This is a genomic window from Nocardioides lacusdianchii, from assembly GCF_020102855.1.
Taxonomy (GTDB): domain Bacteria; phylum Actinomycetota; class Actinomycetes; order Propionibacteriales; family Nocardioidaceae; genus Nocardioides; species Nocardioides lacusdianchii.
Map to the genome: position 1 here is coordinate 360,230 of NZ_JADHZD010000004.1, position 20,723 is coordinate 380,952.

20 protein-coding genes are annotated in these 20,723 nt (G+C 70.3%); 11 read left to right on the forward strand and 9 right to left on the reverse strand.

The window, feature by feature from the left end; all coding sequences use genetic code 11:
* Positions 1-2: 2 nt before the first annotated feature.
* The 5 genes from IRX98_RS08230 to IRX98_RS08250 are packed head-to-tail and all read right to left on the reverse strand — an operon-like array spanning position 3 to position 5,169.
* On the reverse strand, positions 3-845 hold the full coding sequence (locus IRX98_RS08230; protein ID WP_191279939.1) for a 3-hydroxyacyl-CoA dehydrogenase family protein: 843 nt from the start codon (positions 843-845) through the stop codon (positions 3-5).
* Positions 842-1,579: an enoyl-CoA hydratase/isomerase family protein gene (locus IRX98_RS08235; protein ID WP_224275727.1), complete on the reverse strand. Its 738-nt coding sequence runs from the start codon at positions 1,577-1,579 to the stop codon at positions 842-844. The genes IRX98_RS08230 and IRX98_RS08235 overlap by 4 nt, the downstream gene beginning before the upstream one ends.
* Complete coding sequence (locus tag IRX98_RS08240) at positions 1,576-2,739, reverse strand: thiolase family protein (protein WP_191279941.1); 1,164 nt, start codon at positions 2,737-2,739, stop codon at positions 1,576-1,578. The genes IRX98_RS08235 and IRX98_RS08240 overlap by 4 nt, the downstream gene beginning before the upstream one ends.
* A 46-nt stretch (positions 2,740-2,785) precedes the next feature.
* Positions 2,786-3,994 (reverse strand): CaiB/BaiF CoA transferase family protein, encoded by a 1,209-nt coding sequence (locus IRX98_RS08245; protein ID WP_191280010.1) that lies wholly within the window; start codon positions 3,992-3,994, stop codon positions 2,786-2,788.
* Positions 3,994-5,169, reverse strand: a complete 1,176-nt coding sequence (locus IRX98_RS08250; RefSeq protein ID WP_191279942.1) for an acyl-CoA dehydrogenase family protein — start codon at positions 5,167-5,169, stop codon at positions 3,994-3,996. Before IRX98_RS08250 ends, IRX98_RS08245 begins: the two co-directional genes overlap by 1 nt.
* Positions 5,170-5,240: 71 nt before the next feature.
* Between IRX98_RS08250 and IRX98_RS08255 the strand changes: the two genes are divergently transcribed.
* The gene (locus IRX98_RS08255; protein ID WP_191279943.1) at positions 5,241-6,194 is read left to right on the forward strand and encodes a LysR substrate-binding domain-containing protein; all 954 of its coding nucleotides are present in this window, start codon (positions 5,241-5,243) and stop codon (positions 6,192-6,194) included.
* On the opposite strand, the gene IRX98_RS08260 is transcribed toward IRX98_RS08255, so the two are convergent.
* Positions 6,134-6,529 carry a helix-turn-helix domain-containing protein gene (locus IRX98_RS08260; RefSeq protein ID WP_191279944.1) on the reverse strand — a complete coding sequence of 132 codons (396 nt, stop codon included), beginning with the start codon at positions 6,527-6,529 and terminating at the stop codon, positions 6,134-6,136. The two genes, IRX98_RS08255 and IRX98_RS08260, sit on opposite strands and share 61 nt — an antisense overlap.
* A gap of 102 nt (positions 6,530-6,631) precedes the next feature.
* Between IRX98_RS08260 and IRX98_RS08265 the strand changes: the two genes are divergently transcribed.
* A complete protein-coding gene (locus IRX98_RS08265; RefSeq protein WP_191279945.1) occupies positions 6,632-6,940 on the forward strand; it encodes a hypothetical protein in 309 nt (102 codons plus the stop codon).
* Between the two features lie 119 nt (positions 6,941-7,059).
* Complete coding sequence (locus IRX98_RS08270) at positions 7,060-7,851, forward strand: alpha/beta fold hydrolase (protein ID WP_191279946.1); 792 nt, start codon at positions 7,060-7,062, stop codon at positions 7,849-7,851.
* 22 nt (positions 7,852-7,873) lie between these two features.
* On the opposite strand, the gene IRX98_RS23400 is transcribed toward IRX98_RS08270, so the two are convergent.
* Positions 7,874-9,673: a sigma-54-dependent Fis family transcriptional regulator gene (locus IRX98_RS23400; RefSeq protein ID WP_191279947.1), complete on the reverse strand. Its 1,800-nt coding sequence runs from the start codon at positions 9,671-9,673 to the stop codon at positions 7,874-7,876.
* A gap of 265 nt (positions 9,674-9,938) precedes the next feature.
* On the opposite strand from IRX98_RS23400, the gene IRX98_RS08280 reads away from it, so the two are divergent.
* From IRX98_RS08280 to IRX98_RS08290, 3 genes are read left to right on the forward strand one after another with little or no spacing between them, the layout of a single operon-like run.
* Positions 9,939-10,247: a hypothetical protein gene (locus IRX98_RS08280; RefSeq protein WP_191279948.1), complete on the forward strand. Its 309-nt coding sequence runs from the start codon at positions 9,939-9,941 to the stop codon at positions 10,245-10,247.
* Positions 10,244-11,335 (forward strand): alpha/beta fold hydrolase, encoded by a 1,092-nt coding sequence (locus IRX98_RS08285; protein WP_224275729.1) that lies wholly within the window; start codon positions 10,244-10,246, stop codon positions 11,333-11,335. The genes IRX98_RS08280 and IRX98_RS08285 overlap by 4 nt, the downstream gene beginning before the upstream one ends.
* Positions 11,332-12,831 (forward strand): long-chain-fatty-acid--CoA ligase, encoded by a 1,500-nt coding sequence (locus IRX98_RS08290; RefSeq protein ID WP_224275732.1) that lies wholly within the window; start codon positions 11,332-11,334, stop codon positions 12,829-12,831. The genes IRX98_RS08285 and IRX98_RS08290 overlap by 4 nt, the downstream gene beginning before the upstream one ends.
* Here IRX98_RS08290 and IRX98_RS08295 read toward each other — a convergent pair.
* Positions 12,812-13,744, reverse strand: a complete 933-nt coding sequence (locus IRX98_RS08295; protein ID WP_191279950.1) for an alpha/beta fold hydrolase — start codon at positions 13,742-13,744, stop codon at positions 12,812-12,814. The genes IRX98_RS08290 and IRX98_RS08295 overlap by 20 nt on opposite strands.
* A gap of 201 nt (positions 13,745-13,945) precedes the next feature.
* Between IRX98_RS08295 and IRX98_RS08300 the strand changes: the two genes are divergently transcribed.
* The 5 genes from IRX98_RS08300 to IRX98_RS08320 all read left to right on the forward strand — a co-directional run bounded on the left by IRX98_RS08300 (position 13,946) and on the right by IRX98_RS08320 (position 19,412).
* Positions 13,946-14,860 (forward strand): alpha/beta hydrolase, encoded by a 915-nt coding sequence (locus tag IRX98_RS08300; RefSeq protein WP_224275736.1) that lies wholly within the window; start codon positions 13,946-13,948, stop codon positions 14,858-14,860.
* Positions 14,861-14,907: 47 nt separating this feature from the next.
* The gene (locus IRX98_RS08305) at positions 14,908-16,560 is read left to right on the forward strand and encodes a flavin-containing monooxygenase (RefSeq protein ID WP_191279952.1); all 1,653 of its coding nucleotides are present in this window, start codon (positions 14,908-14,910) and stop codon (positions 16,558-16,560) included.
* A gap of 94 nt (positions 16,561-16,654) precedes the next feature.
* Positions 16,655-17,725, forward strand: coding sequence for an alcohol dehydrogenase (locus tag IRX98_RS08310; protein WP_191279953.1), 1,071 nt, complete (start codon positions 16,655-16,657; stop codon positions 17,723-17,725).
* Positions 17,722-19,095, forward strand: coding sequence for an NAD-dependent succinate-semialdehyde dehydrogenase (locus IRX98_RS08315; protein WP_191279954.1), 1,374 nt, complete (start codon positions 17,722-17,724; stop codon positions 19,093-19,095). Before IRX98_RS08310 ends, IRX98_RS08315 begins: the two co-directional genes overlap by 4 nt.
* Positions 19,096-19,103: 8 nt before the next feature.
* Positions 19,104-19,412 carry a hypothetical protein gene (locus IRX98_RS08320; RefSeq protein WP_191279955.1) on the forward strand — a complete coding sequence of 103 codons (309 nt, stop codon included), beginning with the start codon at positions 19,104-19,106 and terminating at the stop codon, positions 19,410-19,412.
* 127 nt (positions 19,413-19,539) lie between these two features.
* On the opposite strand, the gene IRX98_RS08325 is transcribed toward IRX98_RS08320, so the two are convergent.
* On the reverse strand, positions 19,540-20,151 hold the full coding sequence (locus IRX98_RS08325) for a YceI family protein (protein ID WP_191279956.1): 612 nt from the start codon (positions 20,149-20,151) through the stop codon (positions 19,540-19,542).
* Positions 20,152-20,723: the final 572 nt, after the last annotated feature.

Here is a 20,723-nt window from a genome sequence, read left to right on the forward strand (position 1 = left end):
TGTCACCAGCTGTAGAACCCCTGCCCGGACTTGCGACCGAGGTGACCTGCCGCGACCAGGTCTCGCAGCACGGCAGGTGGGTCGAACCGTTCGCCCACCTCCTGGGCAAGATGCTCGGCGATCGCGAGCCGTACGTCGAGGCCGACGAGGTCGGTGGTCCGCAGCGGACCGACCGGATGCTTGTAGCCGAGCTCCATGGCGGTGTCGATGTCCTCCGCCGTCGCGACGCCCTCCTCCAGCATCCGCATGGCCTCGAGCGCGATGGCGACACCGAGGCGGGACGAGGCGAAGCCGGGGGAGTCGGTCACCGTGATCGCGGTCTTGCCCAGGTCGCCGACCCAGGTGCCGGCCAGCTCGACGAGGTCGCTGCCGCTCTCGGCACCCACGACGATCTCGACGAGCCGGCTCGCCGGCACCGGGTTGAAGAAGTGCAGGCCGATGAACCGCTCGGGTCGGACCAGGGCTGCGGCGAGCTCGTCGACGGAGAGGCTGGAGGTGTTGGTGGCGATCCAGGCGTCCGGGGCCGCGGCCTCGATCGTGGCGAGCACCTGCTTCTTCAGGGACGTCTGCTCAGGGACCGCCTCCACGACGAGCCCGCAGCCCGCCAGGCCCGACGGGTCCGTGGCGACGGTCAGCCGCGCCAGGGTGGGACCGGCTTCCTCGCGCAGGTGTCCACGCTCGGCCGCGCGCGTCACGGACGACGCGACCCGCTCCTGCGCGGCCTGGGCGGCCTCGCTGGACGACTCGATGACGCTCACGTGGGCGCCTGCGACGAGGAAGGAGTGCGCGATGCCTGCGCCCATCCGGCCTCCGCCGTAGACGCCGACCTGGGTGGGGACGGTCATTTCTTGTTCCTCTCCAGGAACGCCGTCATGCGTGCCTGCTTCTCGTCGGTGTCGAACAGGACGGCCTGGGTGAGGTCGTCGATGTAGGGATGGGCGTCGCGCGGCGCGTGGAACGCGGCCTTGGTGAGGCGTACGGCGAGTCCGGCCTGACTCACGATGCGGTCGGCCCAGCGATGGCCGGCGTCGAGCAGGACGTCCGGCTCTGCGATCTCGTTGACCAGTCGGACGTTCAGCGCCTCCTCCGCCGTCAGCACCCGGCCTGCGAGCAGGACCTCCTTGGCCACGGCTTCCCCGACGAGCTCCTTCAGCCGCCAGGTGGCGCCGGCAGCGGCGAGGATGCCCAGTCCGGGCTCGGGGTTGCCGAGGCGTACGCGCGGAGTCGCGACCCGGAAGTCGCACGCGTAGGCGAGCTCGGCGCCGCCGCCCAGCGCGTAGCCGTCCAGCAGCCCGATGACTGGCATCGGCAGCCGGTGGATCCGGTCGAAGAGCGACGAGTTGATGCCCCGGAGCGCATCGTCCCGACGGCGCTCGAGCAGCTGGGCGATGTCCGCGCCGGCGGCGAAGTGGCCGCCCTTGCCGGCGAGCAGCAGCACGCGCGGCCTGGCCTCGAGCAGGTCGCACACGGCATGGAGTTCAGACACCATCTGGTGGTTGATCGCGTTCCGAACCTCTGGGCGTGCGAGGTGCACGACGACGCGGTCGGTCTGCTCCTCCACCTCGAGCGTGGCGGTCACGGCCGTTCCACCAGCAGCGCAGTGCCCTGCCCGACGCCGACGCACATCGTGGCGACACCGCGCCGTGCCTCGGTCCGCTCCATCCGTCCGAGGAGGGTGAGGAGGATGCGGGCGCCCGAGGCTCCCAGGGGATGGCCGAGAGCGATGGCTCCACCGTCGGCGTTGACGACCTCGGGGTCGAGCCCCAGGTCCCGGATGCACGCCAACGCCTGCGACGCGAACGCCTCGTTGAGCTCGACCGCGTCGAGGTCGGAGGTCGACCAGCCGACCCGTTCCAGCACCTTGCGGGTGGCGGGGACCGGGCCGATCCCCATGATCTCGGGGGCGACCCCGGCAGATGCCGACGCGACGACCCGGGCACGAGGCTGGAGGCCGTGCTTCTCGACGTACGCCTCGCTCGCGATCACCAGCGCCGCCGCTCCGTCGTTGAGCGAGCTCGAGTTGCCGGCGGTGACGACCCCGCCCGGGCCGTTGACGGGACGAAGGCGCGCGAGGCGCTCGAGGCTGGTGTCGCTGCGGGGACCCTCGTCGGTGTCGACCTCGCCCACTGCGACGATCTCGTCGACGAAGTGACCGCTCTCGATCGCCCGGACCGCGCGTCGGTGGGACTCGAGGGCGAACTCGTCGAGCTCGTCCCTCGTGAGTCCCCACTTCGTGGCCACCCGCTCGGCGGTCTCGGGCATCGACAACGTCGTGCTGGGTCCGAAGCGCGGGTTCGGGAAGCGCCACCCGATCGAGGTGTCGAAGCTCGCGCCGGGCTTCGCCCAGGCCTTGGCCGGCTTCTCCGTCACCCACGGCGCCCGGGTCATCGACTCGACCCCGCCGGCCACGACGAGGTCTGCGTCCCCGGCGGCGATCATCGTCCGCGCGGTGGCCACCGCGGTCAGCCCCGAGGCGCACAGCCGGTTGACCGTGTGACCGGGGACGGAGTCGGGGAGCCCTGCCAGGAGGGCGGCCATGCGAGCGACGTTGCGATTGTCCTCGCCAGCCTGGTTGGCCGCGCCGAGGACGACCTCGTCGACGTGCGCAGGGTCCACCCCCGCACGAGTCACGGCCTCGCCCAGCGCCAGGGCGGCGAGGTCGTCGGGTCGCGTGCCGGCCAGGGCGCCGCCGTACCGTCCGATCGGTGTCCGGGCACCGGCAACGATGAATGCTTCCATGGGGATGTCTCCTCGACGGGTAGGGCTCGGGGTGGGGGTGGTCGCCTTACGCGACCCCGACGGCGCTGCCGTCGGGCTGGGACGCGGTGCCGCGGCGGAGGATCGCCTCCGCCTCAGACCGGTCGAGACCGGCTTCGAGGAGCAGGGCACGCGTGTGCTCGCCCAGGGCCGGGACCGCACCCATGGCGGCCTCCACGTCCTCGAAGGTGGCGGGGGGCAGCAGCGCCGACGTCGTCCCGCCCTCGATGTCGATGCTGCGCCAACGGTCGCGCGCCCTCAGCTGCTCGTGGGCGACGACGTGCCCCATCGACTTGATCTGGGCGGCCGGGATGCCGGCCGTGGCCAGGCGTTCGTCCAGCTGCTGGGTCGTCCAGATTCGGGTGCGCGCCGCGACCTCCTCGTCGCACTCCGTGCGATGGGCCACCCGTGCGACGTTGGTGGCGAAGCGGGGGTCGTCGGCCAGCTCGGCCGCGTCCAGCACCCGGGTGACCAGCGCGCGCCAGCCGCTGTCGTTCTGCACCCCGATGAGGATCTCGCCGTCCGTGGTCGGGAACCTGTCGTACGGCGCGATCGCGCTGTGCCCCACGCCCATGCGCGCGGGCGCGGTCCCCGTGTGGAGCTGCGTGTAGAGGGCGTGGCCCATCCACTCGACGGTGGCCTCCAGCATCGAGACGTCGATGGTGGCGCCGTCGCCGGTCCGGTAGCGGCGGAGGAGTGCCGCGACGACCGCCTGGCTGAGGTACATCCCCGACGCGATGTCGGCGGTGGGGATGCCAGTCTTCACCGGGTCGTCGGGCGTGCCGGTGATCGAGATCAGGCCGGCCTCGGCCTGGATGAGCATGTCGTAGGCCTTGCGCTGCTCCAACGGGCCGCCGGCGCCGTAGCCCGACAGGTTCGCCACGACCAGCTCGGGCTTCTCCGAGCGAAGCTCGGCGGCGCCGAGCCCGAGTCGCACAGCCGCACCGGGCGCGAGGTTCTGGACGAAGACGTCGGCGTCCAGCACGAGCCGCTTGACCACCGCTCGGCCCTCGTCGGTCTTGAGGTCGATCGCGATCGACTCCTTGCCCCGGTTGAGCCAGACGAAGTGGGCGCCCGTGCCGTGCACGACATGGTCGTAGCCGCGCGCGAGGTCGCCGCCGTCGACGCGCTCGACCTTGATGACCCGGGCGCCGAGGTCCGCAAGGTTGCGGGTGGCGAGCGGGGCGGCGACGGCCTGCTCGAGCGCGACGACGGTGACCCCGTCCAGCGGGAGCATCACGTCGTCTTCCGGGCGGCCCGGACCAGGCCGCCACCGACGATGAGGCGCTGGATCTCGCTGGTGCCCTCGTACAGCCGCAACAGGCGGACGTCGCGGTAGATGCGCTCGACCGGCACTTCCCTCATGTAGCCGGAGCCGCCGTGCACCTGCACGGCCAGGTCGGCCACCTCGCCCACCATCTCGGTGCAGAACAGCTTGGCGGCCGACGGGCCGATGCGGCGGTCCTCGCCCGTCACGTAGGCCCGGGCGGCTTCTCGGACCATCCCGCGACCGGCCAGGACGCCGGCCTGCTGGTCGGCGAGCATCGCCTGTATGAGCTGGAAGTCACCGATAGCCCTACCTCCCTGCGTCGCCGTCGCGGCGTACGACACCGACTCGTCGAGGGCGCGCTGCGCGGTGCCGACGGACAGCGCTGCGATGTGGATGCGTCCACGGGCCAGGGACGTCATCGCCGCGCGGTAGCCGACGTCACCGTCGCCGCCGACGAGGGCGTCGCTGCCGACGCGCACCCTGTCGAAGGTGACCTCCGCCGTGCGTGATCCCTCCTGGCCCATCTTGGCGTCCTTGACACCGACCTCGACACCGGGAGTGTCCGCGGGGACGAGGAAGACCGCGATGCCGGTGCTCGACTCGGTGGCCGGTGCGGTGCGGGCGAACACGACGAACAGGCCGGCCTCGGTGGCATTGGTGATGAACTGCTTCGTTCCCTCGATCACCCAGTCGTCACCGTCCGGAGTGGCGGTCGTGCGAAGGCCGGAGGGGTTCGAGCCTGCGCCGACCTCGGTGAGCGCAAAGGACGCGACGACCTCGCCGGATGCGATTCCGGGCAGCCACCGGTCCTGCTGCTCCTCCGTGCCGAACCCGACGAGCACCTGCCCGGCGATGCCGTTGTTGGTGCCGAACATGGAGCGGAACGACAGGGAGGTGTAGCCCAGCGCCATCGCAACCTCGACGTCCTGGACCAGGTCGAGCCCGAGTCCGCCCCACTTCTCGGGGATCGCGTAACCGAACAGTCCCATCTCCGCGGCCTGGTGACGCAGGTCGTCGGGGATGGCGTCGGTCGACATGATCTCGATCTCGCGCGGGACAACCCGCTCGCGGACGAACTCACTGATCTGCTTGAGCACGTCAGTGAAGACGTCGTCGGGGACCTCGGGGTTTCCGGTGTACATGGACACGACTATGGACGGTTGATTGTTGCTCGTCCAATACTTCATATCTACTTCGGTGATACCGTGACGCTATGGATGCGTCCCAGGTCCGCGCCTTCCTCGCCGTGGCCGAGGAGTTGCACTTCAGGAGGGCTGCCGAACGGCTCCACATGGCCCAGCCGCCCCTCACCCGCACCATCAAGCAGCTCGAGCGGGAGCTCGGCACCACGCTGTTCGACCGCAACACGCGGTCGGTCTCCCTGACGCCAGCGGGTCAGGCGATGCTCGAGCCCGCGCGTGAGGTGCTGGAGGCGCTCCGACGAACGACCGAGGCCGCCCGCTCGGCCGAGCGCGGGGAGGTCGGGCTCGTCCGGGTCGCGTTCGCCGGGGTGTCGACCCACCCGCTGGTCGCCACCCTCGCCCGCCGTGTCCGCTCGGAACGCCCGGGGATCGAGCTCGAGCTGTCGAGTCAGAACTTTGCGCTGCCAGCCATCCAGAAGCTGGCCACTCGGGAGACGGACATCGCGCTGGGCCGCTGGGACGTCCTCCCCGACGGCATCGACTCCCGGGTGGTGATGGGCGACAGGCTGGTGCTCGCCGTCCCGGCCACCCACCGGCTCGCCGACCAGGAGGAGGTCCACTTCGCCGAGCTGCGGGGCGAGCGCCTGGTCACGCTCCCTCCCGACGAGGGATCCGTGCTCACGGATCGCCTACGTCGGCTGGCCGAGGCGCAGCGGTTCGTGCCCCAGGTGGTACAGGTGGCTCCGGACACGCAGACCGCGCTCGCGCTGGTCAGTGCCGAGGTGGGCTGCTCGCTCACCCTGTCGTCCGTGGCGGCGAACCAGGGCGATCCGCACGTCACGTTCGTCCCCGTCGCGGCGAGCGAGGGGGGAGGACTTCCCGACGTCCATCTCCGCGCCGCGTGGCGGGCGGACGAGCGCAGCCCCGCCGTACGCGCGGTGCTCGACGCCCTGCTGGAGGTCGATCAGGTGGACGAGCCCTCTGTGCCTCCGGCATCGCCGTCGTCCGGGAGCAAGGTGCGGTAGACCGCCAGCAGTGTCTGCTTGGCCTGCTGGGACAGGCGCGGATCCGCCTTGATGGCGGCCTCCACCCCCGACGCCGCACCGCCGTCCTCGCTGGCGACCGCGTCGAGCAGGCCGGCCTGGGTGAGCAGCGACTCCGCCGAGATGTTCAGGGCTCGCGCGATCGATCGCAGCACGCGCACGGACGGCTGGTGCATGCCGCGCTCGATCTGGCTCAGGTAGGGGTTGGAGACCTCTGCGAGCTCGGCCATCTGGCGCAGCGACAGGTCGGCCAGCTGCCTCTGGGTCTTGATGTAGTGGCCCAGTGCCTCGAGCTGCGGAGTCCATCGATCTGCCATGTGTGAACTATACCGAGCACGTGCGTACTAGTTGACGCATTGAGCGAGTGCTGCATATAGTTTGCAAAGTCGTCCCCATCGATCTCACAGAGGAGCAAGCAGATGACACAGGCACAGGAGTACGTCCAGAAGGTCACCGACCAGGTGCTCGACGGCGTGCGCACCGCGCAGGCCGCGACCCTCAGCACCGTCGGCTTCTGGGCGCAGGCGACCCAGTCGCTGACCCCGAAGGCCTCGCGGCCGGGCGTTGCCGCCTGGTCGGAGCGGCTCCCGCAGCCCTCGGCGCTGGTGGACGACGTCTACAACGCCTTCGAGAAGGTGATCGCCAACCAGCGCGAGTTCGGGCACCAGCTGCTCGCTGCTGCGCAGCCGGTCGTCGAGGCTGCCCCGGCGGCCAAGAAGAAGGCGTAGCACCGAGCCCACGGCCGAGGTGGCGCCCGCAGAGGAGCGCCACCTCGGCCGTTCCATGTCGTCGTCGAGTGTGCCGAGCGGTCTTCGCGGACGCCCGGGCGAGAAAGCGGGTGCAGGACGTGAACGGTCGGGCAGACGAGGTACGCGAGATCACGGTCTCCGGCCGGGTGGTGAAGGTGTCGGTGCAGACGGCCCGCGGATCGGTGCCGGTGCTCATGTGCCACGGGGTCGGGCTGGACCAGGCGCGATGGGGGGAGTTTCGAGAGCTGATCCCTCGGACCACGATCGCCTTCGACGTCGAGCCCGAGCACCTCGGACGTTGGCCGTCGATACCGACCTACGCCCGGTTCGTGAGCCGCGTGATGGACGAGCTGGGCGTCCGACGGTTCGACGTGGTCGGACTGTCCTGGGGCGGCATCACCGCACAGCAGCTGGCGCTGACCCATCCCCGGCGCGTGCGCCGGGTCGTGCTGGCGGGCACCAGCCCGGGGTTCCTCGCGCTCCCCGTCGCTCCCGCGACGGTCGCGAGCTTCTGGCGCCCCGACCGCAGCGAGGCGAACCGTGACACCCTCGTCCGACGCGTCTACGGCGGGGACTTCGTGGCACGTCCCGAGCTGTTGTCGCGACTGGGCCTGGTCCGCAAGGTGGACGCGGGCGCCTACCGCCGACAGCTCCTGGCGCTCCTCGGCTGGACCAGCGTGCCCTTCCTCCCGCTGCTGGGCCAACCGACCCTGATCATGCACGGCGACGACGACCCGGTCTTCTCGGTCCACAACGCGCGCCTGATGCATGCGCTGACGCCCAGGTCCACCCTGGAGGTGATCCCGCGTGGCGGCCACATGTTCGTGCTGTCCCGGCCCGAGTCGACCGCACGGAGGGTGACGGACTTCCTCGAGGCCGGCGACCGATAAGTCCCGACCCGCAGGGGCGAGGTCAGGAGAGCAGCGCCTCGTCGTCGATCCCGAGGGCGGTCAGCTTGCGGTAGAGCGTCGTACGACCGATCCCCAGCATGCTCGCCGCCTTCGACCGGTTGCCCCCGGCCTGGCGCAGGGCGGCGACGATCTCGCTCCTCTCGGCGGCCTCGATCCGGGTCAGGGACCGGCGGTTCGCGGCGTCCCACATGCGTTCGGGCAGGTGGTAAGGGCTGACCACCTTGCCCGGCAGCTCGGCGGCCAGGCCCAGCAGGGCCTGGCGCAGCTCGGCCACGTTGCCCGGCCAGCTCCAACGCATCAGGACCTGCATCGTTGCCGCCGAGATCACTGGTCGCCGGGCGAGCTCGATCTCTGCCAGCAGGGCCTGGACGATCGACGAGAGCTCCTGACCCCTGCTCGCCAGCGCCGGAACCTCGACACCGACCGCGACCTGCGACAGCACCTGCAGGGCCGGCGCCGAGCACCTGGTGAGGTCAGCGGTGAGCACGAGCCGTCCGGGGCTCGCGCTGTCGGCCAACGTCTTGAGCGTGCCGACCAGGCTGACGTCCATGTCCTCGAGTCGCCGAAGCACGACCGTTCCGCCCTCGGCAAGAGCGGCGCTCGCCTGGCGTCGCCACCCGTCATGGCCGTCATGGCCGTCATGGCCGCCGAGGGCGCCGGCGTCGAGGACGAGCAGCGCGTCGTGGCCCTCGGCGCGCAACCACTCCCGCACGACGTACCACTTGCCGGACCCGCTGGGCCCGGTCACCGCGAGCGCGCCCGACGAACGGGCCGCCGTACGTTGCAGGTTGACCACATACGGGTCGCGCACCGGTGTCGACCGCGCCGGCCTGCCAGTCGGCCGGGCCTGCTTGCGGTCGAGGATCTCCACGGCGAACGCGGCGTCGTCGGTGTCGTCGAGGCGGTGCGCGAGCACCCGGGCGTGGAGGGACTGGAGGTCGAGCTCCAGCTCCTGTGGCCCCCGGTCCCAGTTACGCGCCAGGAGGGAGTCCCACAGCCGCGCGTGCATCTCGACGTTGAGGAAGGACAGGCCGGTGACGTTGGTCATCACAGTGTCGCTGTTGAGCACGATCACCGGGCCCTTGGCCCGGAGGCGCTGGTAGCTGTGCCCGAGCATGAGCTCGCGCCTGCCGACGGTGGCGCTGAGGTTGTCGACGATCTGCTGGGCGCCCTGACGGGTCATCGCGAGCATCATCATCTCGGCCGCGTCGACGGGCGCGGCCAGGGACAGCGACCCGATGACCCGACCGGTGACGGGGTGGCGGATCCCGACGCCCGCGCACGCGAGTGTCTCCAGTGCCTCGTTGAAGTGCTCGGCGCCGCGCACGAAGACGGCGGTCCCGTCGTGGATGGGGGTGCCGAGCCCGTTGGTCCCGATGGTCTCCTCGGAGAAGTCGAAACCCTCCGCAGCGTTCGCCCGGTCGAACCGGTCCTGCTCGGTACCGCCGGCGACGCGGCGCTCCACGATCTGTCCCGACCGGTCGGCCAGGAAGATGGCCGTGCCCATGTCCTGCAGTGTCTCTGCCAGCCGGTCCAGGACGGGCCGGGCTGCGCGCGAGAGCTCGCTGTCCGCGTCGAACTCGTTGACGAACTGGAACGCCCCGGTGGTGCGGGTGGCCCCGGCGCTGATGGATCGACGCCAGCTGCGGTCGATCTCGTCGGGGACCCTGAGCGGCTGCGAGTCCACGCTGTGCAGCAGGCCCAAGGAGATCAGGGTCTCCTTCGCGGAGCGGACCAGCGCGTCGTCGACCCGCGCATGACCGACGGGTGTCACGGCGGACGACTCGTTGCGGCGGTTCACCTCATCAGTATGTAACGACGGTCACACCAGCGGGAGGGCTGACGCTGCATTCCTGATACCAATGCACCAAGGACTGTTGCACCTCAGGTATCGCGAGCGGCCGCGAGAAGCCGACCGCATGCGACGCGGACGCTGTACCAGATCGGAACACGACGGTGCCTCCGCGTCGCCCTAGGGTCGCTGCCACCCAGCACCGGAGACCGACGGCAACCCGCCGGTGGCGCCCGCGTGCGCTGATGTGGCCTGCACCCCGGAGGAAGCACCGATGACCCACACGCCCACCTGGCGCAGAACCTACGACGTCGCGGAACGGGTCGTCGCCCCCCATGCCGAGAGGTGGGTGCGCAGCGGCGAGTTCGCGAGGGCGACGGCGCTGGCGCTCGGTGTCCGGCGCACGGTAGGGCGCAGGCTGAGCGGGGTGACAGCCGCGGCGTGGCACCTCGTCAACCTGCCGGCGCAGACGGACGTCCAACGACTCCGGGTGCAGATCGGAGCCCTGGACCGGGACGTGCGGCGTCTCTCGTTGCAGCTCGAGCAGGCGAACCCCGGACGTGAGCGGAGCGGCGGACAGTGACGACGCACGACGCCACGGGCATCGCCGGACGGGCGAGCCAGAAGGTGGTCCGCGCCGGCCTGCGAGCGCGCAACGGGGCCCGAATGGCCACCGGGGCCGCACGTCCTGCCGTGGGACAGACCCCCAAGGACGTGGTCTGGCGCCACGGTCGCAGCGAGCTGTGGCGCTACCGCAGTGACGAGGGCGGCGATGGCGGCCCGGAGCCCCGGCCGCCGCTGCTGCTGGTGTTCAGCCTGTTCTCCCGCAGCTACATCCTCGACCTCCGGCCGGGCAACAGCTTCGTCGAGCGCCTGCTCGAGGCCGGCTTCGACGTCTACCTGCTCGACTGGGGCGTCCCCGACGAGCGCGACGCCGCGAACCGGCTCGAGGACTACGTCGACGACTACCTGCCCGCGGCGGTCGAGCGCGTGCGCGAGGTCTCGGGCGCGGACCGGGTCAACCTGCTCGGCTACTGCTTCGGCAGCGTGCTCGCACTGCTGTACGCGGCGCACCACCGCGACGCGCCGCTGCGCAGCCTGACGGTGATGACCACCCCCGTCGACCTCGACCACCTGGGCCCCTTCGGCAACCTCACCACCCAGGGCCGCCTGGACGTGGACTCGCTGCTCGACGCCGACGGCAACGTCCCCCCGCAGGTCATCTACCAGGGGTTCCGGTCCTTGAAGCCGACGGCAGCGGTCACCCAGTACGTCGACCTGTGGCAAGGACTGTGGAGCGACGACTACGTGGCGTCCTACCAGGCCCTGATCGGCTGGGCCCAGGACCACGTGCCCCTGCCCGGCGGGGTCGCGCGCCAGCTGGCGGGGATGCTCGACGACAACGCGATCGTCAACGATCGGCTCGTCATCGGCGGCGACCGGGTGCACCTCTCCGACATCACCGTGCCGTTCCTCACCGTGCTCGCCAACCAGGACCACATCGTCCCGGAGGCCTCCGCCGCCCCGCTGCTCGACCTGGTCGGCTCGGCGGACAAGCACGAGCTAAGGCTGGACGGCGGCCACGTCGGGCTGCTGGTGGGACGGACCGCGGCCCGGACCACCATCCCCACGATCATCGAGTTCCTGCTCGAGAAAGGTGGTCGGAGATGACCAACCTCGTCAGCATCCTCACCACTTCAGCGGATCGCCACGGCCATCGTCCGGCGATCCGGCTCGACGACGTGGTGCTCAGCCACGCCGAGCTCGACGACCTCAGCGCCCGCGCCGCGGGCTGGCTGCGCGGGAGTGGGGTCGAGCCCGGCGACCGCGTCGGGCTCATGCTGCCCAACATCGTGCCGTTCGCGGTCCTCTACTACGCAGTGCTGCGTGCCGGAGCGATCGTCGTCCCGATGAACCCGCTGCTCAAGGCGAGGGAGGTCGAGCACCACCTGCGGGACTCCGGTGCCCGGCTGGTGCTCGTGTCCACCCAGGCCGCTCCCGAGGCGCAGGCCGCTGCGAGGGGGACCGGCGCGGAGGTCGTGGTGGCGGACGACGGCCTCGTGGCCGGCCTGGGTGACCTCGACGCCGACCTCGCGCCGGTGGCGCGGGCTGACGACGACACCGCGGTGATCCTCTACACCTCCGGCACCACCGGCTCGCCCAAGGGCGCCCAGCTCACGCACGCCAACCTGCGCCTCAACGCGCTCGGGTTCGGCGGACTCATCGGCCTGACCGAGCAGGACGTGGTGATGGGCAGCCTGCCGCTGTTCCACGCGTTCGGGCAGAGCAACTGCCTCAACGCGTCCGTCGCGGTCGGGGCCTGCTTGACCCTGGTGCCACGCTTCGAGGCCGAAGCGGCACTGCGGCTCGTCGAGCGCGACCGGGTGACCGTCTTCGCCGGTGTACCGACGATGTACGTCACCATGCTCCAGGCGGGCGCCGAGGGCGCGGACACGTCCAGCCTCCGGGTCTGCGTCTCCGGTGGCGCCTCGTTGCCGGTGGAGGTGCTGCGCGGCGTCGAGGAGACGTTCGGGGCGCCGATCCTGGAGGGCTACGGCCTGTCCGAGACCTCGCCCACCGCCACGTTCAACCGCCCGGGCCGGGCGAAGGTCGGTTCGATCGGGATCCCGATCGACGGCGTCGAGGTGAGGCTCGTGGACCGCAACGGCGACGAGGTGGGCCCCGGTGAGGTCGGGGAGATCGTGATCCGCGGCCACAACGTGATGAAGGGCTACTGGGGCAGGCCCCGCGCCACTGCGGACGCCGTCGTCGACGGATGGTTCCACAGCGGCGACCTGGCCACCCGCGACGAGGACGGCTTCTACTACGTCGTCGACCGCAAGAAGGACCTGATCATCCGCGGTGGCTTCAACGTCTACCCGCGCGAGATCGAGGAGGTCCTGTACGCCCATCCAGCAGTCCTCGAGGCCGCGGTCGTCGGCGTGCCGCACCCCACCCTCGGCGAGGAGGTCGCCGCGACCGTCACGCTGCGCCCGGCGTACGTCGTCAGTGCCGAGGAGCTCCGCGACCACGTGAAGGCCCGGGTGGCGGCGTACAAGTATCCGCGCCACGTCTGGGTGATGGAGGCGCTGCCCAAGGGGCCCACCGGGAAGATCCTCAAGCGGGACATCCACGCCCCGGAGGCCGTCACCGCGTCGGCGGGCTGACCCCCTCGCGGGTCTCCTCGGCGGCCCTGGCGTGGGCGACGATCTCGTCGACGAGCTGCGCCCACAGCGGCTCGGGCAGGTTGTGCCCCATCCCCGCGACCACGACGAGCCGCGCACCCGGGACCGCGTCCGCGGTCGCCCGTCCGCCGTCCACCTGGACCAGTGGGTCGTCCTCACCGTGGATGACCAGGGTCGGGACGTCGAGCGCGCGGAGGCCGGGCGTACGGTCCGGTGACACCACGATCGCGGCGAACTGCCGCGCCACGCCAGCAGCGTCGTGGCCGCGTGCGAAGGCCCGGCGCGCCACCTCCGCGAGGCGAACCTCGTCCAGTGGGTAGCCGGGGGAGCCGATCACCCGGTAGACGTCGAGCGCCCGCTCCGCGGCAGTGTCCGCGTCCGTCGGCGGCGGGAGAAAGAGTGCCGCCATCGCCTCGGGCCGGGCCGCGCCGACGTCGCGGGACGTGGTGGACATGATCGAGGTCAGGCTGCGGACACGGTGAGCGTGCCCGATGGCGAGCTGCTGGGCGATCATCCCGCCCATGGAGGCGCCGACGACGTGCGCAGAGTCCAGGCCGAGGGCATCGAGGAGCCCGTCGACGTCGCGGGCCATGTCGAGCAGGGTGTACGGCGGGGGAGCGGCGGTCGGATCGCCGCTCACCAGGGCGCCCAGGTCGGGGACGCCGGCGTCGGCGAGATGGGTGGACAGCCCGACGTCCCGGTTGTCGAACCGGATGACGTGGAACCCGTGGTCCGCGAGCCGGGCACAGAACCGTTCGTCCCAGCCCAGCATCTGCGTGGCCAGGCCCATCACGAGCAGGAGGGGCGGGTCGGCGCGGTCGCCGAAGCACTCGTAGGCGATCTTGACGTCGCCGACGGTCACCTGCTTCACCTGGTCGGTCGTGGGGTCGGTCATGGGGTCGCTCCTCGGGTCGGTGGTCCCGCGAGCCTCTCCCGCGACGGGTCCGAGTGAGGTGTTCCACATCGGAACAGGTTGTGCCCTTCGGACGAACCTAGTGTCGCTGATCACACCAGCACTGGGGATGGCGGGAAGCCCGCCGGCCGCGACAGACAGCACGTGGCCAAGACCCAGCCCATCCTAGGAAGAAGAAGTGACATGAGTGATCAGCAGTCCGTCGTCGGAGTCGAGCAGGACCCCCTGAAGGAGCTGTACGCCGACTGGTCCGAGATCCTCGGGACCACCGAGAACCTCACCATCCGCCTGTTCCGCAGCATCTTCGACGAGTGGCACCAGCCCACCGCCGAGCCCACCGACGTGACGTACGCCGAGGGCACCGTCGGCGGCGTGCCGGGCATCTGGTGCTACCCCGAGGGCGCCGACAGCTCCAAGGTGCTCCTCTACACGCACGGTGGCGGGTTCGCCGTCGGTTCGGCCTCCAGCCACCGCAAGCTCGCCGGCCACTTCGCCAAGGCGCTCGGCGTGACCTCCTTCGTCCTCGACTACCGCCGCGCTCCCGAGCACCCGCACCCGGCCGGCCTCGAGGACGCCGTCTCCGTGTTCGAGGCGTTGGTCGAGAGCGGCATCGCGCCCGAGGACGTCACCACCATCGGCGACTCGGCCGGCGGCAACCTCGCCGTCGCCGCGGCCCTGTCCCTCAAGGAGCAGGGCAAGCCGCTCCCCGGCGCTGTCATCGCGTTGTCCCCGTGGCTCGACATGGAGAACAAGGGCGAGACCCTGGTCACCAACGACGCCACCGACGCACTCATCACGGTCGGGCTCCTCGAGGGCATGATCGCCGGCGTCCTCGGCGACCGGACCAGCCCCTCTGCGCCCCTGGCCAACCCGCTGTACGGCGACTACACCGGCTTCCCGCGGCTCTACATCACCGCAGGTGGCGCGGAGTCCCTGCTCGACAACGCCACCCGGCTCAACGACCTGGCCACAGACGCCGGCGTCGACGTGACCCTGTCCGTCGTGGACGGCCAGCAGCACGTGTTCCCGTTCAACGCCGGCCACACCGCCGCCGCGGACGACCAGATCGCTGCCATCGCGAAGTGGTTCGCCGGCTGATCAGCCGGACACCCCTGCGCTCCCCACCCACAGACACGGAGACACCCATGACCACCACGACCACGACCGGGCCGCGCCCGGACGCCACCACCCACGTCGACTACGACGCCATCGTCATCGGCGCCGGCTTCGGCGGGATCTACATGCTGCACAAGCTGCGCAACGAGCTCGGCCTCTCGGTGCGTGCGTACGACCGCGCCGGCGGCGTGGGCGGTACCTGGTACTGGAACCGCTACCCCGGCGCGCTGTCCGACACCGAGGGCTTCGTCTACCGCTACTCCTTCGACAAGGACCTGCTCCAGGACTACGACTGGAACACCCGCTACCTCAAGCAGGCCGACATCCTGGCCTACCTCGAGCACGTCGTGGAGCGCTTCGACCTCGCGAAGGACATCCAACTCGAGACCGGGATCGCGGCTGCCGTCTTCGACGAGGCCACGAACCGCTGGACGGTCACCACCGAGCAGGGCGAGACCGTCACCGCGACGTACGTCGTGACCGCGCTGGGTCTGCTCTCCAAGATCAACATGCCGAACATCCCGGGCATCGAGACCTTCGCCGGCGACATCATCCACACCGGCGCCTGGCCCGACGAGCACGAGTTCGCGGGCAAGCGGGTTGGTGTCATCGGCAACGGCTCCACCGGTCAGCAGGTCATCTCGGCGGTGGCCCCGGAGGTCGAGCACCTGACGGTGTTCATGCGGACCCCGCAGTACAGCGTGCCGGCGGGCGACCGGCCCATGACCGCCGACGAGGTGTCGTCCATCAAGGGTGACTTCGACTCCATCTGGGACCAGGTCCGCAGCTCGGTGGTGGCCTTCGGCTTCGAGGAGAGCGCCGTCCCGGCGATGAGCGTCTCCGAGGAGGAGCGCCAGCGCGTGTTCCAGGAGAACTGGGACATCGGCGGCGGTTTCCGGTTCATGTTCGGCACTTTCTGCGACATTGCGACCGACCCCGAGGCCAACGAGGCGGCGGCGGCCTTCATCCGGTCCAAGATCAAGCAGATCGTCAAGGACCCCGAGAAGGCGCGCATCCTCACCCCGACGGACCTCTACGCCCGCCGCCCGTTGTGCGCGAACCACTACTACGAGACGTTCAACCGCGACAACGTGTCGGTGGCCGACCTCAAGCAGCACCCGATCGTCGAGATCACGCCGGAGGGAGTGCGTACGGCCGACGGCAAGGTCCACGAGCTCGACGTGCTGATCCTGGCCACCGGGTTCGACGCCGTGGACGGCAACTACATGGCCATGGACCTGCGCGGTCGCGGGGGGCAGACGATCAACGAGGCCTGGGCGGACGCCCCGACCAGCTACCTCGGGGTCAGCACCAACGGGTTCCCCAACATGTTCATGATCCTCGGCCCGAACGGCCCCTTCACGAACCTGCCCCCGAGCATCGAGACCCAGGTCGAGTGGATCGGCAAGCTCGTCGCTGAGGCCCGCGAGCGCGGCGCCGCAGTCGAGCCGTCGGTCGAGGCCGAGCAGGCCTGGACCGAGACCTGCCAGACGATCGCCGACATGACCCTGTTCCCCCAGGTCGACTCCTGGATCTTCGGAGCCAACGTGCCCGGGAAGACCAAGACGGTGATGTTCTACATCGGCGGACTGGCCAACTACCGCGCCCAGCTCGACGAGGTCGAGGGAACCGGTTTCAAGGGATTCGAGTTTGCTCCCGCCGCCCAGCCGGCACTTGCCTGACCACTCGGGTGGCGGCCGCCTCTGTGGCGGCCGCCACTCCTCTGGGCTCGACCTGTCGTCGATCCCGTCCATCCAACGAACATTGCGAGGAACCATGCGCGCATTCGCCGTACCCGAGCCCACCACCACCGACCTCGCCGAGATCGAGCTCCCCACGCCCACGCCCTCGGGCACTGAGGTGCTGCTGGAGGTCGTCCGCTCCGGGGTGTGCCACACCGACACCCACCTGCGAGCTGGCTACTACGACCTCGGCCGACGCGGCCAGATGCGCCTGACAGACCGGGGCGTTCCCTACCCCCTGGTCATGGGACACGAGGTCGTGGGAGTCGTGACCGCCGTCGGACCCGACGTCGAGGGCGTGGAGGTGGGCAGCACCCGGCTGGTCTACCCCTGGGTGGGCTGCGGTGAGTGTCCGCCATGCCTGGACGGACGTGAGAACGCGTGTCCGCGGGGCCGCAACATCGGCGTCGCACGAGCAGGCGGGTACGCCGAGCAGGTCCTCGTCCCGCACCCGCGCTACCTCGTCGACATCGAGGGGCTCGACCTCAGCTGGGCGGCCACGATGGCCTGCTCCGGGCTGACCGCCTACAGCGCTGCGCGCAAGGTCCTGCCGCTCCCCGCAGACGCGCCGATCGTGGTCATCGGGGTCGGGGGAGTCGGACTGACCGCCGTCGCGACCCTGAGCGCCCTCGGCCACCGTGCCATCTGCGCCGTGGACACCTCGGCGACCAACCTCGCGGCGGCCCAGGAGCTCGGGGCGTCGCACACCCTGACCTCGGTCGGCGACGACGTGGCCGCCAAGCTGCAGGCCACGACTGGTGGGCCCGTCGCAGCCGTCATCGACTTCGTCAACAACGAGCGCACCGCTCCCGTCGCCTTCGATGCCCTGGCCAAGGGAGGGCAGATGGTGCAGGTCGGCCTCTTCGGGGGAGAGCTGACGATCCCCACGGCGCTGCTGGCGCTGAAGATGATCACCATCCAGGGCAGCTTCGTCGGGACCCTGCCCGAGCTGCACGAGGTGGTCGAGCTCGCCAAGCGGGGCGACATCCCCCGCATCCCGGTCCACGACGCCCAGCTCGACCTCGTCGGAGTGACCGAGTCCCTCGACCGGCTCGCCGCCGGTGGAGTGACGGGTCGCATCGTGCTGAAGGGAGCAGGACAGTGAGCAAGTACGTCTCGGTCGACCCGGCCACCGGTGCCGTGGTCAAGGAGTTCGACAGCATGACCGACTCCGAGGTGGACGCTGCCGTCGAGGCAGCCCACTCCGCCTACCTGTCGTGGCGGCACGCCGACCTCGGCGCACGGACCGCGTTGCTCCAGAGGATCGCGGACCAGTACCGCGAGCACTCCGACGATCTCGCAGCCCTGATGGCCGCCGAGATGGGCAAGCCCGTCACCCAGGCCAGGGGCGAGATCGCGCTGGTCGCGTCGATCTTCGAGTACTACGCCACCACGGGCCCGGACTTCCTCGTCGAGGAGCAGCTCGACATCGCCGGCCAAGGCAGCGCCACCGTCGTGACGGAGCCCATCGGCGCGCTCGTCGGGATCATGCCGTGGAACTACCCGCACTACCAGGTCGCGCGGTTCGTGGCCCCGAACCTGCTCCTCGGCAACACGATCCTCCTCAAGCACGCGAGCAACTGTCCCCAGCAGGCCCTCCGTATCGCTGACCTCATCTCCGCCGCCGGTGCGCCGGTCGGCGTCTACCAGAACGTGTTCGCCACCAACGACCAGGTCGCGCAGATGATCGCGCATCCTGCCGTCCAGGGGGTCTCGCTGACCGGGTCCGAGCGAGCCGGGCAGGCCGTGGGCAGTGTCGCGGGGGCGCACATGAAGAAGTGCGTGCTCGAGCTCGGTGGTTCCGACCCGTTCATCGTCCTGGCGGACGCAGACGTGCCGAGCGCTGCTCGTGAAGCGGCGACCGGTCGGTTCGCCAACGCGGGCCAGGCGTGCACGTCCTCGAAGCGCATCCTCATCGAGGACGAAGTGTGGGACGAGTTCCTGGAGGAGTTCGTTGCCCAGGCGCGCCAGTGGACGCTCGGCGACCCGTCCTCGGCCGACACCAGGCTGGGCCCGATGGCCTCTGTCGCCGGAAGAGCCGACCTCGAGGAGCAGGTGCAGGACGCCGTGGGAAAGGGTGCCGAGGTTCACCTCGGTGGCACCGTGCCGGACGGCCCCGGCGCCTACTACCCGGCAACGGTGCTCTCCGGCGTCGAGCCGACCATGCGTGCCTACCGGGAAGAGCTCTTCGGCCCCGTGGCGGTCCTCTACCGGGTGGCCTCGGCAGAGCAGGCGATCGCTGTCGCCAACGACTCGCCCTTCGGCCTCGGCGCAGCCGTGTTCGGCGGCGACGAGGCGAGGGCACGGGAGGTGGCCGACCGCCTCGAGGTCGGAATGGTGGGCATCAACACCACGGTCAAGAGTGCCCCCGACCTGCCCTTCGGCGGAGTCAAGGCCTCCGGCGTCGGGCGCGAGCTGGGTCGGTTCGGACTCGACGAGTTCGCCAACAAGAAGCTCGTCCGGAAGCTGAGGTAGGTCCCGTCATGAGAGAGGCAGCTCCCAGCGTTCGACGGCGCGGTCGTGAGTTCCCGGTCCTGGGATCCGCCGATCTCGCGCCGTCCCCGAGCACGCTGACCGACTTCTTCGCGACGACGCCCGAGCGCCGAGCGTTCGTCGACGGCGAGGGCCGGCTGACGGGTACGACCGGGCGGATCCATGCCAAGGCCATGGGCACCGGGACGACCGTGTGCGGCCGCAACGCGAGCTCGTGGGTCAAGTTCTGGGAGGTGCCGTTCTCGACCATCCTGGTGAAGGCATGTCCGGACTGCCTCGAGGGCGTCCGCGAGTACTGACACACGCCAACTGACCTTTGATCGCATCGCGCTCGACCGATCGTGTGCGCGGGCTGCCCTGGTAGGGATGCCGAGGCCCCGGGTCCCTGACGGGAGCCCGGGGCCTTGTCGGTGTCGACGCCGTACGTCAGGCGTTCTTGATCGCGGAGATGTCGAACTCGAGCTTGATCTTCTCGGAGACGAGGACGCCGCCGGTCTCGAGCGCGGCATTCCAGGTCAGGTCCCAGTCCTTGCGGTTGATCGTGGTCGCGCCCTCGAAGCCGACGCGGGTGTTGCCGAACGGGTCGACGGCGGTGCCGGTCTCCTCGAAGGGGATCGTGACGGACTTGGTGACGCCCTTGATGGTGAGGTCGCCGGTGATGGTCCACTCGGTGCCGTCGCGCTCGACCGAGGTCGAGGTGAAGGTGAGCTCGGGGTGGTTCTCGACGTCGAAGAAGTCGCCCGAGGTGAGGTGGCCGTCGCGGTCGGCGGTGCCGGTGGCGATGCTGGCGGCGCGGATCGTCAGGGCCACGCTCGAGGCTGCCGGGTTCTCGGCGTCGACGTGCGCGGCGCCGTCGAAGTCGCCGAACTGGCCGCGGACGGTGGTCACCATCGCGTGGCGTGCGGAGAAGCCGAGGCGGCTGTGGCTGGCGTCGATGGTGTAGTCACCGGTGAGCACCGACCCGGGGGTGGCCTCGGCGACGGCGACCGGGGTCGCGTCGGCGGGGGCGGTGGTGGGCTTGCGACGGAAGAAGGACACGGTTTGCTCCAGGTGAAGGATGTGGTTGAGAGTTCAACTAACTTAAGGCTCGACCGCGGCAATTCATTCCATCTTCATCGTGATCTGGCTCACTTCAGGTTGGAGCTGCTGGTGTCACGGCCTCCACGTCTGTCGGTCGCTCGTCCCGCGAGGGAGAGGGAGACCTCTCCGAGGTCCTCGATTCCCAGCCGATGGAGGCCTAGCGTCAGGCGCAGCCGGCCCCGAGCTCGGGGGCCAGCAGACGCCCGGACCCCCGTGCCATTCGGACCGACTGCCACAAACTAGACACTTACAGACCGATCACGTCCATGACAGGGCGCTACAATCCGTAGTGAACCGCGAGCTCTCCCCGCGTAAACCCGAGGAGATCCGCGATCATCCGAGTCATTCAGTGGCGCTCGATCTCTCCCAGAGGTCGCAGGTTCAAATCCTGCCCCCGCTACTGTGTGATGTCTCAGGACATTGGAATAGCCGGACCTACGAAGTTGTAGGTCCGGCTATTGCTTTGTGGGGCCGGGCGGCCGTCCGGTGGGCTGGTAGTCGCGGGTGGGGTCGAGTGTGAGCTCGCGGAG

What these genes read in the sequence shown, in the direction of transcription:
- IRX98_RS08230 (WP_191279939.1), bottom strand. Translation starts at nt 845, where the DNA reads ATGACCGTCCCCACCCAGGTCGGCGTCTACGGCGGAGGCCGGATGGGC.
- IRX98_RS08240 (WP_191279941.1), bottom strand. Translation starts at nt 2,739, where the DNA reads ATGGAAGCATTCATCGTTGCCGGTGCCCGGACACCGATCGGACGGTAC.
- IRX98_RS08245 (WP_191280010.1), bottom strand. Translation starts at nt 3,994, where the DNA reads ATGCTCCCGCTGGACGGGGTCACCGTCGTCGCGCTCGAGCAGGCCGTC.
- IRX98_RS08250 (WP_191279942.1), bottom strand. Translation starts at nt 5,169, where the DNA reads ATGTACACCGGAAACCCCGAGGTCCCCGACGACGTCTTCACTGACGTG.
- IRX98_RS08255 (WP_191279943.1), top strand. Translation starts at nt 5,241, where the DNA reads ATGGATGCGTCCCAGGTCCGCGCCTTCCTCGCCGTGGCCGAGGAGTTG.
- IRX98_RS08260 (WP_191279944.1), bottom strand. Translation starts at nt 6,529, where the DNA reads ATGGCAGATCGATGGACTCCGCAGCTCGAGGCACTGGGCCACTACATC.
- IRX98_RS08265 (WP_191279945.1), top strand. Translation starts at nt 6,632, where the DNA reads ATGACACAGGCACAGGAGTACGTCCAGAAGGTCACCGACCAGGTGCTC.
- IRX98_RS08280 (WP_191279948.1), top strand. Translation starts at nt 9,939, where the DNA reads ATGACCCACACGCCCACCTGGCGCAGAACCTACGACGTCGCGGAACGG.
- IRX98_RS08290 (WP_224275732.1), top strand. Translation starts at nt 11,332, where the DNA reads ATGACCAACCTCGTCAGCATCCTCACCACTTCAGCGGATCGCCACGGC.
- IRX98_RS08295 (WP_191279950.1), bottom strand. Translation starts at nt 13,744, where the DNA reads ATGACCGACCCCACGACCGACCAGGTGAAGCAGGTGACCGTCGGCGAC.
- IRX98_RS08300 (WP_224275736.1), top strand. Translation starts at nt 13,946, where the DNA reads ATGAGTGATCAGCAGTCCGTCGTCGGAGTCGAGCAGGACCCCCTGAAG.
- IRX98_RS08305 (WP_191279952.1), top strand. Translation starts at nt 14,908, where the DNA reads ATGACCACCACGACCACGACCGGGCCGCGCCCGGACGCCACCACCCAC.
- IRX98_RS08310 (WP_191279953.1), top strand. Translation starts at nt 16,655, where the DNA reads ATGCGCGCATTCGCCGTACCCGAGCCCACCACCACCGACCTCGCCGAG.
- IRX98_RS08320 (WP_191279955.1), top strand. Translation starts at nt 19,104, where the DNA reads ATGAGAGAGGCAGCTCCCAGCGTTCGACGGCGCGGTCGTGAGTTCCCG.